The organism is Klebsiella sp. 141162 (assembly GCF_050600755.1).
Taxonomy (GTDB): domain Bacteria; phylum Pseudomonadota; class Gammaproteobacteria; order Enterobacterales; family Enterobacteriaceae; genus Klebsiella; species Klebsiella aerogenes.
In genome coordinates this window covers 160,086-173,042 of sequence record NZ_JAQIRI010000004.1, presented here as the reverse complement: position 1 = coordinate 173,042, position 12,957 = coordinate 160,086, and the positions used below count along the sequence as shown (strand labels likewise).

Below are 12,957 nucleotides of genomic sequence, written 5' to 3'. Positions count from 1 at the left end.
GGCGCCTCTTGCAAGGCGCCTTCTGATTTCACACTGGCCCGGCTTATTTACGCACGGAATCCGGTGACTTCATGTAACGGAAGAAATCGCTATCCGGGCTGAGGACCATCACGTCCTGGTTGCTCTGGAAACTCTTCTCATAGGCGCGCAGGCTACGGATAAAGGCATAGAAGCCCGGATCCTGACTGAATGCATCGGCAAACAGTTTTGCCGACTCGGCATCGCCTTCACCGCGCAGAATACGCCCTTGACGCTCGGCTTCCGCCAGGGTCTTGGTCACTTCATAGTCCGCGGTAGCGCGCAGTTTTTCCGCTTCTTCCTGACCTTGTGAACGATGGCGACGAGCAACCGCTTCACGCTCGGCGCGCATACGGTTGTAGATCGCTTCAGACACTTCAGCCGGCAGGTTGATCTGCTTGATACGTACGTCAACGACTTCAATACCCAGCGCCGCCATACTGTTCGGGTTGATCACCTGTACCTTACCGTTAGTTTCAGCTTCTACACGCTCTGCCGCTTTAGCGATAGCGTCATCGGCTGCCGGCGTCGAGACTTCATCTTCTGTACCAGCAGAACCGGAGTTCAGCGCATCACGCACCTCCAGGGTCAAACGACCGCGGGAATCAGTCACGATGTCTTTCACGTCCAGACGACCAATCTCAGAGCGCAGACGGTCAGAGAACTTACGCTTCAGCAGAACTTCGGCCTGGGAGACGTCGCCGCCGCCGGTCGCCAGATAGTAACGACTGAAGTCACTGATGCGCCACTTGATATAGGAGTCGACGATCAGATCTTTCTTCTCTTTGGTAACAAAGCGGTCAGCCTGGTTGTCCATGGTCTGGATACGCGCATCCAGCATTTTCACGGACTCAATAAACGGGATCTTGAAGTGCAGACCCGGCGCATACACCAGCGGCTTGTTCTCATCGTCGCGCAGAACTTTGCCGAAGCGCAGCGTAATGCCACGCTCGCCTTCTTTCACCACGAAGACAGACATGTAGAGCACTACCAGCACGACGACAATGATCGCGATAACAGATTTACGCATCGTTATTCCCCCTGACGCTGGTAGTCGTTACGCTGCGCGTTGGCGCGGCGTTGGTCCATAATGGTACCCCCGGTTGAACTCGAGGTTGATGAGGTGCTGGCGCTGCTTGAGCTGGACGCAGGCGGCAGGCGCAGCAGATCGCTTGCGCCACTGCTATCGCTCTTTGCCGGCGCGCCGGTGGCGCCTTTCAGCATCTGATCCAATGGCAGAACCATCAGGTTGCCGCCCTTGCTGTCATTAACCAGCACTTTGCGGGTATGGCTCAGCACTTTTTCCATGGTTTCGATATACAGACGCTCGCGGGTAATTTCCGGCGCGGCTTTATATTCCGGCAGGATCTTCGCAAAGCGAGCGACTTCACCCTGCGCTTCCAGTACGGTCTGGGTTTTATACGCACGCGCCTCTTCGAGGATACGCTGCGCCTGACCGTTAGCACGCGGCTGAACTTCGTTGGTATAGGCTTCCGCTTCGCGGATGTACTGCTGCTCGTTCTCACGCGCGGCAATGGCATCATCAAACGCGGCCTTCACCTCTTCCGGCGGACGCGCCGTCTGGAAGTTGACGTCCAGCAGGGTGATACCCATGTTGTACGGACGAATGGTCTCTTCCAGCTCGCGCTGGGTATCGCTACGGATAACGGTACGACCTTCGGTCAGGATACGATCCATGGTGTACTTACCAATGACGCCGCGCAGAGCGCTGTCGGTGGCCTGACGCAGACTATCGTCGGCGCTGGTCACGCTAAACAGGTAGCGCTCCGGATCGGTCACACGGTACTGTACGTTCATCTCAACGCGCACGACGTTCTCATCGGAAGTCAGCATGACGCCGGACGCTGCCAGTTCGCGAACCGACTCGACGTTCACCGCTTGCACATTATCGACAAAGGTTGGCTTCCAGTTCAGACCTGGCTCAACCAGATGACTGAACTTGCCAAAGCGTGTCACCACACCACGTTCCGCTTCCTTGATGGTATAGAAACCGCTGGCTGCCCAGATAATCACCGCCGCTGCAGCAACGATGCCGACAATGCGCCCACCCATCGGACCGCGCGGGCCCTGAGTCACATTACCGCCACCCTGGCCGCCTTTACCGCCGCCGAGACCGCCAAGTTTTTTGCTTAACTTGCGGAAGATATCATCCAGATCGGGCGGCCCCTGCTCGCGACCGCCTTTGTTGCCATTTCCCTCAGAGTTGCCGCCATTTTTGCTGCTTCCCCACGGGTCGCGGTCCTGTCCGTTATTACCGGGCTGATTCCACGCCATGTATATGCTCCATATTTGTTTTTGATATCCCCACAGGGGTTAATATCTTCAGGCCAGGTCAAACCACGTAGTCGACCAACGCAGGCTCTTGTTTGCAGAGGCGACGCCAGTCCACGATGGGCATGCGCACTTGCAGGCTTACGCTGCCGTCATCCTCCATCCACTCTTTTTCTATCGCCTGAAGCTGATAGAAACGGCTTCTCAGGCGACCTTCCTGCGGCGGTAAGCGCAGCGTATGCTGCGCCACTTCGCCGGAAAGACGCTCTGTTAACGCCTGGAAAAGCAGTGGTACGCCAATCCCGGTCTGGGCGGAGAGCCAGACCCGAATCGGTTTATTCTCTTCATCCCGATCGATGCGCGGTTCAAAATCGTCAAGCACATCGATTTTGTTCATCACCAGCAATGACGGAATTTCATCGGCCTCGATTTCCGCAAGGACCGTATTTACTGCATCAATATTTTCCTGCACGCGGACATCCGCGGCATCAATGACGTGCAGCAGCAGCGTCGCCTGACGCGTCTCCTGCAGCGTCGCTTTAAACGCCGCCACCAGGTCGTGCGGCAGATGACGAATAAAGCCTACGGTGTCTGCCAGTACCGTTTCGCCGACGTCGGTGACGTTAATACGGCGCAGCGTCGGGTCCAGGGTGGCGAACAGTTGGTCCGCGGCATAGACTTCCGCTTCGGTTATCTGGTTGAACAGCGTTGATTTTCCGGCGTTGGTATATCCCACCAGCGAGACGGTAGGGATATCGGCCTTGGCGCGTGACCGCCGACCTTGCTCGCGCTGTTTTTCTACTTTTTCCAGTCGCGACAGGATCTGCATAATACGGTTACGCAGCAATCGACGGTCGGTTTCGAGCTGGGTTTCACCCGGTCCGCGCAAACCAATCCCGCCCTTCTGCCTTTCAAGGTGGGTCCAGCCGCGTACCAGACGCGTGGCCAGATGGCGCAGCTGCGCCAGCTCAACCTGCAGTTTCCCTTCGTGGGTACGCGCTCGCTGGGCAAAAATATCTAAAATCAGACCGGTGCGATCGATAACCCGGCATTCGCATAGCTGCTCCAGGTTACGTTCCTGGGCCGGACTCAAGGCATGATCGAACAGCACGACCGAGGCGCCGGTCGCTTTTACGGCTTCCGCAATTTCAACAGCCTTACCTTCACCTACAAAATACTTCGGGTGCGGTGCTTTACGGCTACCGGTAATCACCTGCATTGCTTCGACACCGGCGGAAGAGACCAGGGATTCAAACTCCTGGAGATCCTCCATATCTTTGTCTTGCGAAAAATAGATGTGTACCAGTACCGCCTGCTCACCGGCATCATAACGGTCAAACAAGCGTAAACCCCTTATAAAATACCAGCGGGGAACGCAGAAAACCTGGCTCCCCGACGTGGAAAAACAGCATTAGCCTTATTCGGCGTCGTCGCTGTCTTGCTGCGGCGCAGAAGAACCTTGCGCGCTACCACCGTGGTGATAGTTGCTTGCACCGCCGCCAGCATTATTGCTGTGGTGAGACACCGGGCGGGACGGGACAACAGTAGAAATTGCGTGCTTATAGACCATCTGACTGACCGTGTTCTTCAACAGGATCACGAACTGATCGAAAGACTCAATTTGCCCTTGCAGCTTAATACCATTCACCAAATAAATAGAAACCGGAACACGTTCCCGACGCAAAGCGTTCAGGAACGGATCTTGTAAAGATTGCCCCTTAGCCATTCTCTCTTTTCCTTATATGTATGCTTGTTTTGTACTCAGAACCTTACGATTCTTAAAAAAAATTACGCACGATACCGTTCAATTGTACACGTTCAGTTCTGGCTAGCACCAACAACCTGTAATACTTTGTTGAGCGCTTGTTCAGGTTGCTCACTGTCTAACCAGTGAACATCTTCCCAACCGCGCAGCCAGGTGACCTGACGTTTAGCTAACTGTCTCGTCGCGCAAACACCTCGATAAACCATTTCATCATACGGGACCTCGCCTTCAAGGTATGACCACATCTGGCGGTATCCGACACAACGAATGGAAGGCATATCCGTATGCAAATCTCCACGGGCAAATAGCGCCCGCACTTCTGCTTCAAAACCTGAAGCCAACATCTGATGAAAACGCTGCTCAATGCGTTGATGTAGCAGTTCACGGCTCGCCGGGGCGATGGCGAACTGATGCACCTGATACGGCAGAGCCTCTCCTGACGTTTGCGTCAGTTCAGTTAAAGTTTTACCCGAAATGAAAAAAACTTCCAGTGCTCGGGAAAGTCTTTGCGGATCATTTGGATGAATACGCGCGGCGGCCACGGGATCGATCTCCTGTAACTGCCGGTGCAATGCGTGCCACCCCTGCTCTGCCGCTTGTTGCTCAATTCTGGCCCTGACTGCGGGATCCGCCGAAGGCAGCGGCGATAACCCTTCCAACAACGCTTTGAAGTACAACATCGTCCCGCCGACCAACAGCGGGATGCGTCCGGCGGCGACGATATCCGCCATTTCCGCCAACGCATCGCGACGAAAATCCGCCGCCGAATACGACTCTGCCGGATCAAGAATATCCAGCAACCGATGCGGCGCAGCGCTAAGCTCCGCGGCATCGGGTTTGGCCGTGCCGATATCCATTCCTCGATAGATGAGGGCGGAATCGACGCTAATCAACTCTACGGGCAAAACTTTACGCAAGGCGATAGCTAATGCGGTTTTACCGGAGGCCGTCGGCCCCATTAAAAAAATTGCCTTAGGCAGGCTCGCCTCAGTTACATCACTCATCTTTCAGGGCTGTCATTGCCGAATGTAAATCAACAGGTTGTAACAGACCACCCGGCGGCGCTTTAATCAGCTGCGGACATAAACGCTCAACGTCCGCCAGAACCGAAATCGCCTGCGCCATGCTCCACTGCGCGTGCTCGCTCGCCAGATTACGCGCTGTCCATTGGGCGATGTCGCCGACGTCGAATGCCGTTAGCTGCGCCAGGTAGCCTATCAGTTCAGGAATCAAGATTTGTAAATTTTGTTGTCTTAAGGGTAAAGGCACCGCGCGGACCGTCACGTGCTGGGAATCTGCTTGTAAATCGATACCCAATTCCGCCAGCGCCGGCTGCGCCTTTTCCAACGCTTTGCGTTCTGCTTCACTCACTTTAAGACGCAGCGGGATAAGCAGCGGCTGCGCGCAAACCGCTTCCGCGCCCGGCGTTAGCTGCGCCTGACGCAGCCAGCGTTCCGCCACCGGCAGCGCCAGCAACGCCAATGCGCCGCCGCGCTCAAGCAGCGCGCAATCGCCGCCGATAATAGTTAGCACCCGGCCAAAGCTTTGGCTGTGGGCTGCCAGGCTTTCCGCAGGCGTCGGCGCAGGTTGTTTTTTTTCCGACGCCGGGGTTTGCAGCAGTTGACGATAAAGCGCCCCTTGCTGTTTCTGATAGCCAGGCTGGGCGTGCGGCCAGCTGGCGCCGCCTGAGCTATAGCCGCCGCCGGCGGCGGCAGGTTCCCGCGGCGCGCGAGTATCATAACCAGGCGCCGCCGGTTCCCGGGCAGGCGATGGGCGAGCGAAATGGTTCGCGCCCGCCGCTACGCGGTTCTCCGGCACCTGCCGCGGCGCGGGCGCTTCGTCTTCTTCCGCCAGCGGCGCATCAAGCTGCTGCTGAAGCACGCTCAGTACGCCCTGATAGATAAAGTCATGAACCAGCCGTGATTGATGGAAACGCACTTCGTGCTTCGCCGGATGCACGTTGACATCAACCTGATGCGGGTCAATCTCCAGATACAGCACAAACGCCGGCTGCTGGTCAGCGCCCAGTTTATCTTCACAGGCCTGGCGAATAGCATGGTTGATCAGCCGGTCGCGCATCATACGCCCGTTAACGTAACAGTACTGGATTTCCGCTAACGCCGGATTAGTATGCAACGGGTCGGCAACCCAGCCGCGCAGCGTCAGATCGCCATGCTGCCACTCAATGGCCAACGCGTGCTCCAGAAACGCCGCGCCGCAAATCGAGCCGAGGCGGCGCTCGCGCGGGCCGCCTTCCGCCACGGCACGATACTGGCGCATCATTTTGCCGTTATGGCTGAGATTAATCGTCACATCAAAACGCGCCAGCGCGATGCGGCGGACGATTTCATCAATATGATTAAACTCGGTTTTTTCGGTGCGCATGAACTTACGCCGCGCGGGGGTGTTGTAAAACAGATCCAGCACTTCCAGCGTTGTGCCAATCGGATGCGCCGCCGGTTTCACCGTTACCGCCTGGTCTCGACCTTCAGCATAGGCCTGCCAGGCTTCCTGCTGCTCCGCGGTACGCGACGTCAGCGTCAGGCGAGCGACGGAACTGATACTGGCCAGCGCTTCGCCGCGAAAGCCAAGACTGATGATCGCCTCAAGGTCATCCAGCGAAGCGATTTTACTGGTGGCGTGACGAGCCAGCGCCAGCGCCAGTTCGTCTTTTTTAATCCCGCAGCCGTTATCGCGAATACGGATAAGCTTCGCGCCGCCGCGTTCAATATCAATGTCGATACGGGTCGCGCCGGCATCAAGGCTGTTTTCGACCAGCTCTTTCACTACCGACGCCGGACGTTCCACCACCTCGCCAGCGGCAATCTGGTTGGCGAGTTGCGGCGGCAGGACCTGAATCGGCATGACCTTCTCCTTAGTTAATCAACGACCCGCCAGGCGAACTGGCGCTGGCGGTTTGCGCAGCCGTGCCGCGCGGCGCTGATTGCAGCGGGTGCTGCATATAATAGTTACGCAGCCCTTTATAAATCGCCTCTGCAATCTGCTGTTGGTAATCATCGCTACCCAGCAGGCGCTCTTCGCCGTTATTACTGATAAAGCCGGTTTCGACAAGGATCGACGGAATATCCGGCGAGCGCAGAACGCCAAGGCTGGCGTGCTCCGGACGGCGTTTATGCAGATTGCCGATCCGCTGCAGCTGGCTCAGTACATCGGTTGCCACATCATAACCGACGCGCTGGGAATGGCCGAACTGTAAATCCAGTACCGCCTGGCTCAGATAAGGATCCGACTGGCTATTCGCCAGCACGTCGCCCGCGCCGCCCAGGAGTTCCGATTGTTTCTCATGCTGTTCAAGCCAGCCGGCCATTTCGCTGTTAGCGCGGCGGTTAGAGAGCACCCACACCGATGCGCCGGTCGCGTCGCGATTCGGAGCCGCATCGGCATGGATAGAGACCAGGAAATTAGCGTTTTGTTTCCGCGCCACGTCCGAACGCCCCATGACCGAGATGAAGTAGTCGCCATTACGGGTCAACACCGGTTTAAACTGCGGATCGTCGTTAAGCAACGCTCGCAGTTTATGAGCGATAGCAATCGTGACGTTTTTCTCTTTGGTGCCGCCAGGCCCGATAGCGCCAGGATCCTGGCCGCCGTGCCCGGCATCAATAGCGATAATAATCTTATCGTCAGAAGAGACGGTACGCGCCGCCGGACGGGTAATAGTCTGGTTGTTGGTCATCGCCGGCTGACTGTTGGTCACCACCGTGGTTCTGTCGCTGCCTGAGCTTTTAAACGGATTGCGCGGCGGCTCGCTCGGACGCGGCGACACTACTGGCGCTTCGACCCGCTTCGCTACCACTGGCGGCGGCGGAGGTGGCGGCGGCACATCGGCATTAATGGTAAAGACGACGGTATAGTTGGCGCCGTTTTGCTGCTTCACCGCCCGCGTTTTACCATCTTCCGTCAGATCGACCAACAGACGCAGAGATTGCGTATCCTGAGGCGAGCCGGAGCGAATGCTTTTGACCAGATTATTACCGCTAAACTGCAGCGGCAGCCCCTGAAGCACCCCGGTTTGTTTGATATCCAACGCCACCACGCGCTTACCTTGCGGGGTGAAGGAATATTCGGGATCGCCGACAAAACTTAGCGTTATGCGGGCCTGCCGATCGCCGTTTGAGACCTGGATATCGGATAAACTTGCCGCGGATGCCTGAGTGCCGAACAGCATCAGAGCGGCGGCCAGCCAACTGGTTATACGATACTTCATCCCGTCATCCTTTAGGCTAAATGGCTAAACGCGCCAATAAAGACTCACCCAATGAAGAGACCGCCGTTACGCGCGCCTCACGCCCTTGCGCCTGGTAATCCAGGTGAATTTCGACATCCGGGTCAGGCAGTACACCCGCGCCTTGTTGCGGCCATTCCACCAGGCAGATGGCATCGTTAGCGAAGTAATCGCGGATCCCCATAAATTCGAGCTCCTCAGGATCCGCCAGGCGGTACAGGTCGAAGTGATACACCATCAGATTTTCGAGGGTGTAAGGCTCCACCAGCGTATACGTTGGGCTTTTGACATTGCCGCGGTGGCCAAGGGCCTGTAGAAAACCGCGGCTGAAGGTGGTTTTACCCGCGCCTAAATCGCCATACAGATAGATAACCGTCGCGCCGCTACAGGCCTGCGCTACGCGGTTGCCAAGGTCTAATGTCGCCTGCTCGTCGGGTAAAGGAATCACACGGTTAATCATGGTCTAGGTCAATCACATCCGGGTTAACAACACGCCTTAGCGTGCAAAAAAGATCGGTCGCCAGCATCCCGCGGGCACCATCTCTGGCGGCCAGCCGGTCTGCGGCTTCGCCGTGCGCCACGCAGCCTGCGCAAGCGGCATCATACTGGGTCAGCCCCTGTCCCAACAGCGCGGCGATAATGCCGGTGAGCACATCGCCCATCCCGCCGCTGGCCATTCCGGGATTACCGGCATCAATGATACCGATTTCGCCCGCGTCATTCGCCACTACGGTTCCTGCGCCTTTTAGCACCACCACGCCGCCATACCGTTTTACCAGACGCTGTACAGAATGTAAGCGATCGCTTTCAACTTCTGCCACGCTGATATTCAATAAACGGGCGGCTTCGCCAGGATGAGGGGTTAACACGCGATTGTGACGTTTATCGGGATTGATTGCCAGCAGGTTCAACGCGTCGGCATCCCAGACCATCGGTTTGCGAAAATTCTCTACCTGTCGCAGCGCCGCTTTACCCCACTCGCTTAGCCCAAGACCGGGACCAATCGCTACGACATCCGCCCACTCCAGGCTTTCGCTAAGAGAGTCACCGTTCAGCTCATGGACCATCAATTCCGGCCTGGCAGTCACAATGCCCGCGATATTTTCCGCCCTGGTCAGCACGCGTACTAAACCCGCGCCGGCACGTAGAGCGGCCTCACCCGCCATACGAATGGCGCCAGCGGTACCGCGATCGCCGCCAATAATCACCAGCCGACCATGCGAACCTTTATGCGACGTCGGACGACGCGGCGGCAGCCAGCCTGCCAGCTGCGCCGCGGAAAAACGGCGAATAGCGGTGTTTTGCCCGGCAAGCCAGCGCTCCAGGCCGAGCGCATGATGATGTAAGCGCCCGACAACGTCGCGGGCATTACCGGTCAGCAGACCGGGTTTTAGCGCGATAAACGTCAGGGTATGGGCGGCGTGGATCGCCGCGCCAGGCGTCGCGCCGGTTTGCGCGTTCAGCCCGGAGGGAATATCAAGCGCAATAACCGGCGCGGGATAGGCGTTCGCCAGTTCAATCAGCCCGGCGACATTAGCGCGCGGCGCGCTATGCAGGCCGGTGCCGAGCAGCCCGTCAATAATCAATGAGATATCATTCGGCCAGGCGCTATCGGCGGCGTGGATGACGCCGCCGGCATTGAGCCACTCTTCCCGTGCGGCCTGCGCCTCTTCCGGCAGCGGCTTATCGCTTTCCAACGCCAGTAGCGTTACCGCGATGCCCTGCGCCTGCGCCAGCCGCGCGACCACGTAGCCGTCGCCGCCGTTATTGCCGTGGCCGCAGAGGATTAACCAGCGCTGGCTGGCGGGATAAAGGCTGCGGGCCAGCTGGAACGCCGCCTCGCCGGCGCGGCGCATCAGTTCAAAAAGCGTCAGCCCGAGACTATCCGCCGCCTCTCTTTCCGCCTGGCGCAGCGTCTCCGCTGGCCACACGATGTGTGGTATACTGTCAGGGTTTTTCGTCATTGTATGGTCCATCATGTCACAGCCCCTCGATCTCAATCAGTTAGCGCAACAAATCAAACAATGGGGCACCGAGCTTGGCTTCCAGCAGGTTGGTATTACCGATACCGATCTCAGCGCCAGCGAACCTAAGTTACAGGCATGGCTGGATAAACAATACCATGGCGAAATGGAATGGATGGCTCGCCACGGCATGATGCGCGCCCGGCCGCATGAACTGCTGCCCGGTACGCTACGCGTGATTAGCGTGCGTATGAACTATCTGCCCGCCAATGCTGCCTTCGCCAGCACCCTGAAAGATCCCACGCTGGGTTACGTTAGCCGTTATGCCCTGGGGCGTGATTATCATAAGCTGCTACGTAACCGCCTGAAAAAACTTGGCGAGATGATTCAGGAACAGTGTGCTTCGCTCAATTTTAGACCGTTTGTCGATTCCGCGCCTATCCTGGAGCGGCCCATCGCTGAAAAAGCGGGGCTTGGCTGGACAGGTAAGCACTCACTTATCTTAAGCCGCGACGCCGGATCGTTTTTCTTCCTCGGCGAATTGCTCATCGATCTTCCGCTGCCGGTAGACCAGCCGGTTGCCGAAGAGTGCGGGCGCTGTGTCGCCTGTATGACTATCTGCCCGACCGGCGCCATCGTCGAGCCCTATACCGTCGACGCGCGGCGCTGCATCTCTTATCTGACCATCGAGCTGGAAGGCGCCATCCCGGAAGAATTTCGTCCGCTGATCGGCAACCGTATTTACGGCTGCGATGATTGCCAGTTGATTTGTCCGTGGAACCGTTTTTCGCAGCTTACCGATGAAGAGGACTTCAGCCCGCGTAAAGCGCTACATGCGCCGCAGCTGATTGAGCTGTTCGCCTGGAGCGAAGCCTGGTTCCTGAAAGTCACCGAGGGGTCGGCGATACGCCGTATCGGCCACTTACGCTGGCTACGCAATATCGCCGTCGCGATCGGTAATGCCCCGTGGAATGAAGCCAATCTGGCGGCGCTGGAAAGTCGCCGAGGTGAGCACCCACTTCTCGATGAACACATTGAATGGGCGGTTGCGCAGCAGATCGAAAAGCGAAATGCCAACGTTGTCGAAGTGCAGTTGCCGCAGAAACTACGCCTGGTCCGGGTGGTCGAGAAAGGATTGCCGCGCGACGCCTGATTCATTCACAGGCTGTGAATAAAAACAAAAACACATTGCGTTTCAACGGGCAGACGTACGTCAAGTGATCGAATTAACAGTTTGAAATGAAATTTAAATGTTAAATTTCAATCAGATACGAAAATACTATTTACAAAGTGAAGCATTTGTCGCGCAGTCAGCCAAACGACAGCCTGTGGATAACTCTGTTTACAGTATTTTGCGATAGGCAATGAAAATCATCCCCGGCGCGATTTCGCACTGTGGATAAATTGGATAAAGGAAGAAATTTGGAGCGGGAAACGAGACTCGAACTCGCGACCCCGACCTTGGCAAGGTCGTGCTCTACCAACTGAGCTATTCCCGCTTACATCGGTTTCCAATTTACCTGCTGGTAACCTGAAAACTATGCTTTGGTATGGTGTGTCTTTCAAATTTTGGAGCGGGAAACGAGACTCGAACTCGCGACCCCGACCTTGGCAAGGTCGTGCTCTACCAACTGAGCTATTCCCGCGTTACTGCTTTTTTGCCATATTTCGATGGCGTCGTAATTTGCATTTCTGCGTCGTTACGGGAGGCGCATTATACGAGAATTCGATTCACCTGCAACCCCCTGGCGAGCACTTTTTTTCGTTTTTTGTTTGAATGGACATTTTCTCGCCACACAGCCCACTGAATTGTATAAATAACCGCCATAATTAGCAAAATATCTTTTTCCCCCCGCGCGAATGGCGCAAAATCGCCCGCATGACACCGCGGTGGCTATCCGCGAAAAGGTCCACCATGACGACTATCAGGGATTCAGAATGAAAAAAGCGCTTTCCGTCCTGCTGCTGACCACATCGATTATCGGAACGGCTTCCGCCGAGACGCTCCATTTTGGCACCACAACCGCCAATCCGCCGTTTGAGACCGTCAAAGGCAAAGGTCAACCTACGGGTTTTGACATTGATTTGGCCAATGCGCTGTGTAAACAGATGCAGGCGGAATGCAAATTCACGCCGCAGCGCTTTGATACCCTCATCCCGGCGCTACGCTTTAAAAAGTTCGACGCTATTATTGCCGGCGTTGAAGTATTGCCGATGCGTGAAAAGCAGGTTGCCTTCAGCCAACCTTATCGCCAGGAGCTCTCCGGAGTGGTAGTCACGGCAAAAGACGCCGCCCACGGGTTTGCCGACCTGCAGGGTAAAAAGCTCGCCGTCGTCAAAGGTAGCGTCCACCAGCGTTATCTACGCGATAAACAAAAAGGCATTCAAACCGTCGCCTTTGGCAACGATAGCGACGCGCTGGCGGCGTTGAAAAGCGGCGAAGTCGACGGCGCGATCGGCGATTTAGCGACGATGGACCAGTGGCTGGCGGATAATCCTGATTACGCCGAGATGAAAGAGCGCGCCACCGACCCGGCCTACTACGGCAAACAATATGCGATCGCGGTACGCAAAGACGACCCGGAATTGCTTAAGCAGATTAACGACGCGCTGGAGGCCGTGAAGGCGTCGCCGGAGTTCCGGCAGATGGAACAGAAATGGTTTAAGTAAGG

At 56.6% G+C, this 12,957-nt stretch carries 11 protein-coding genes and 2 tRNA genes; 2 read left to right on the top strand and 11 right to left on the bottom strand.

Features of this window, described 5'->3' with window-relative positions:
* Positions 1 to 43: 43 nt before the first annotated feature.
* The 9 genes from hflC to nnr form a co-directional block, all read right to left on the bottom strand.
* The gene (gene hflC / locus PGR23_RS14480) at positions 44 to 1,048 is read right to left on the bottom strand and encodes a protease modulator HflC (protein WP_015368630.1); all 1,005 of its coding nucleotides are present in this window, start codon (positions 1,046 to 1,048) and stop codon (positions 44 to 46) included.
* A gap of 2 nt (positions 1,049 to 1,050) precedes the next feature.
* Positions 1,051 to 2,313 (bottom strand): FtsH protease activity modulator HflK, encoded by a 1,263-nt coding sequence (gene hflK, locus PGR23_RS14475; RefSeq protein ID WP_045396872.1) that lies wholly within the window; start codon positions 2,311 to 2,313, stop codon positions 1,051 to 1,053.
* 58 nt (positions 2,314 to 2,371) lie between these two features.
* Positions 2,372 to 3,652: a ribosome rescue GTPase HflX gene (gene hflX, locus PGR23_RS14470; protein ID WP_032713510.1), complete on the bottom strand. Its 1,281-nt coding sequence runs from the start codon at positions 3,650 to 3,652 to the stop codon at positions 2,372 to 2,374.
* Between the two features lie 75 nt (positions 3,653 to 3,727).
* Positions 3,728 to 4,036, bottom strand: coding sequence for an RNA chaperone Hfq (hfq, locus tag PGR23_RS14465; protein WP_045396870.1), 309 nt, complete (start codon positions 4,034 to 4,036; stop codon positions 3,728 to 3,730).
* Between the two features lie 92 nt (positions 4,037 to 4,128).
* Positions 4,129 to 5,079, bottom strand: a complete 951-nt coding sequence (miaA, locus tag PGR23_RS14460) for a tRNA (adenosine(37)-N6)-dimethylallyltransferase MiaA (protein ID WP_032706712.1) — start codon at positions 5,077 to 5,079, stop codon at positions 4,129 to 4,131.
* Positions 5,072 to 6,940 (bottom strand): DNA mismatch repair endonuclease MutL, encoded by a 1,869-nt coding sequence (gene mutL / locus PGR23_RS14455; RefSeq protein WP_063416163.1) that lies wholly within the window; start codon positions 6,938 to 6,940, stop codon positions 5,072 to 5,074. The genes miaA and mutL overlap by 8 nt, the downstream gene beginning before the upstream one ends.
* Positions 6,941 to 6,950: 10 nt before the next feature.
* Complete coding sequence (amiB, locus tag PGR23_RS14450; RefSeq protein WP_047078398.1) at positions 6,951 to 8,303, bottom strand: N-acetylmuramoyl-L-alanine amidase AmiB; 1,353 nt, start codon at positions 8,301 to 8,303, stop codon at positions 6,951 to 6,953.
* Positions 8,304 to 8,319: 16 nt separating this feature from the next.
* On the bottom strand, positions 8,320 to 8,781 hold the full coding sequence (gene tsaE / locus PGR23_RS14445) for a tRNA (adenosine(37)-N6)-threonylcarbamoyltransferase complex ATPase subunit type 1 TsaE (RefSeq protein ID WP_032715469.1): 462 nt from the start codon (positions 8,779 to 8,781) through the stop codon (positions 8,320 to 8,322).
* Positions 8,774 to 10,285, bottom strand: coding sequence for a bifunctional ADP-dependent NAD(P)H-hydrate dehydratase/NAD(P)H-hydrate epimerase (gene nnr, locus PGR23_RS14440; RefSeq protein WP_396280004.1), 1,512 nt, complete (start codon positions 10,283 to 10,285; stop codon positions 8,774 to 8,776). The genes tsaE and nnr overlap by 8 nt, the downstream gene beginning before the upstream one ends.
* Positions 10,286 to 10,298: 13 nt before the next feature.
* Between nnr and queG the strand changes: the two genes are divergently transcribed.
* Positions 10,299 to 11,438 carry a tRNA epoxyqueuosine(34) reductase QueG gene (queG, locus tag PGR23_RS14435; RefSeq protein WP_396280005.1) on the top strand — a complete coding sequence of 380 codons (1,140 nt, stop codon included), beginning with the start codon at positions 10,299 to 10,301 and terminating at the stop codon, positions 11,436 to 11,438.
* Positions 11,439 to 11,708: 270 nt separating this feature from the next.
* On the opposite strand, the gene PGR23_RS14430 is transcribed toward queG, so the two are convergent.
* Together PGR23_RS14430 and PGR23_RS14425 are read right to left on the bottom strand one after the other, a co-directional pair.
* Positions 11,709 to 11,784, bottom strand: a tRNA-Gly gene (locus PGR23_RS14430).
* A 71-nt stretch (positions 11,785 to 11,855) separates the two neighbouring features.
* A tRNA-Gly gene (locus PGR23_RS14425) sits at positions 11,856 to 11,931 on the bottom strand.
* 292 nt (positions 11,932 to 12,223) lie between these two features.
* Here PGR23_RS14425 and PGR23_RS14420 point away from each other — a divergent pair.
* Positions 12,224 to 12,955, top strand: a complete 732-nt coding sequence (locus tag PGR23_RS14420) for an arginine ABC transporter substrate-binding protein (protein ID WP_315712891.1) — start codon at positions 12,224 to 12,226, stop codon at positions 12,953 to 12,955.
* Positions 12,956 to 12,957: the final 2 nt, after the last annotated feature.

Bases quoted from the DNA above. Each gene is read 5' to 3' on its own strand.
- hflK (WP_045396872.1), bottom strand. From the start codon at position 2,313: ATGGCGTGGAATCAGCCCGGTAATAACGGACAGGACCGCGACCCGTGG.
- amiB (WP_047078398.1), bottom strand. From the start codon at position 8,303: ATGAAGTATCGTATAACCAGTTGGCTGGCCGCCGCTCTGATGCTGTTC.
- hflC (WP_015368630.1), bottom strand. From the start codon at position 1,048: ATGCGTAAATCTGTTATCGCGATCATTGTCGTCGTGCTGGTAGTGCTC.
- hfq (WP_045396870.1), bottom strand. From the start codon at position 4,036: ATGGCTAAGGGGCAATCTTTACAAGATCCGTTCCTGAACGCTTTGCGT.
- tsaE (WP_032715469.1), bottom strand. From the start codon at position 8,781: ATGATTAACCGTGTGATTCCTTTACCCGACGAGCAGGCGACATTAGAC.
- PGR23_RS14420 (WP_315712891.1), top strand. From the start codon at position 12,224: ATGAAAAAAGCGCTTTCCGTCCTGCTGCTGACCACATCGATTATCGGA.
- queG (WP_396280005.1), top strand. From the start codon at position 10,299: ATGTCACAGCCCCTCGATCTCAATCAGTTAGCGCAACAAATCAAACAA.
- mutL (WP_063416163.1), bottom strand. From the start codon at position 6,940: ATGCCGATTCAGGTCCTGCCGCCGCAACTCGCCAACCAGATTGCCGCT.
- miaA (WP_032706712.1), bottom strand. From the start codon at position 5,079: ATGAGTGATGTAACTGAGGCGAGCCTGCCTAAGGCAATTTTTTTAATG.
- nnr (WP_396280004.1), bottom strand. From the start codon at position 10,285: ATGACGAAAAACCCTGACAGTATACCACACATCGTGTGGCCAGCGGAG.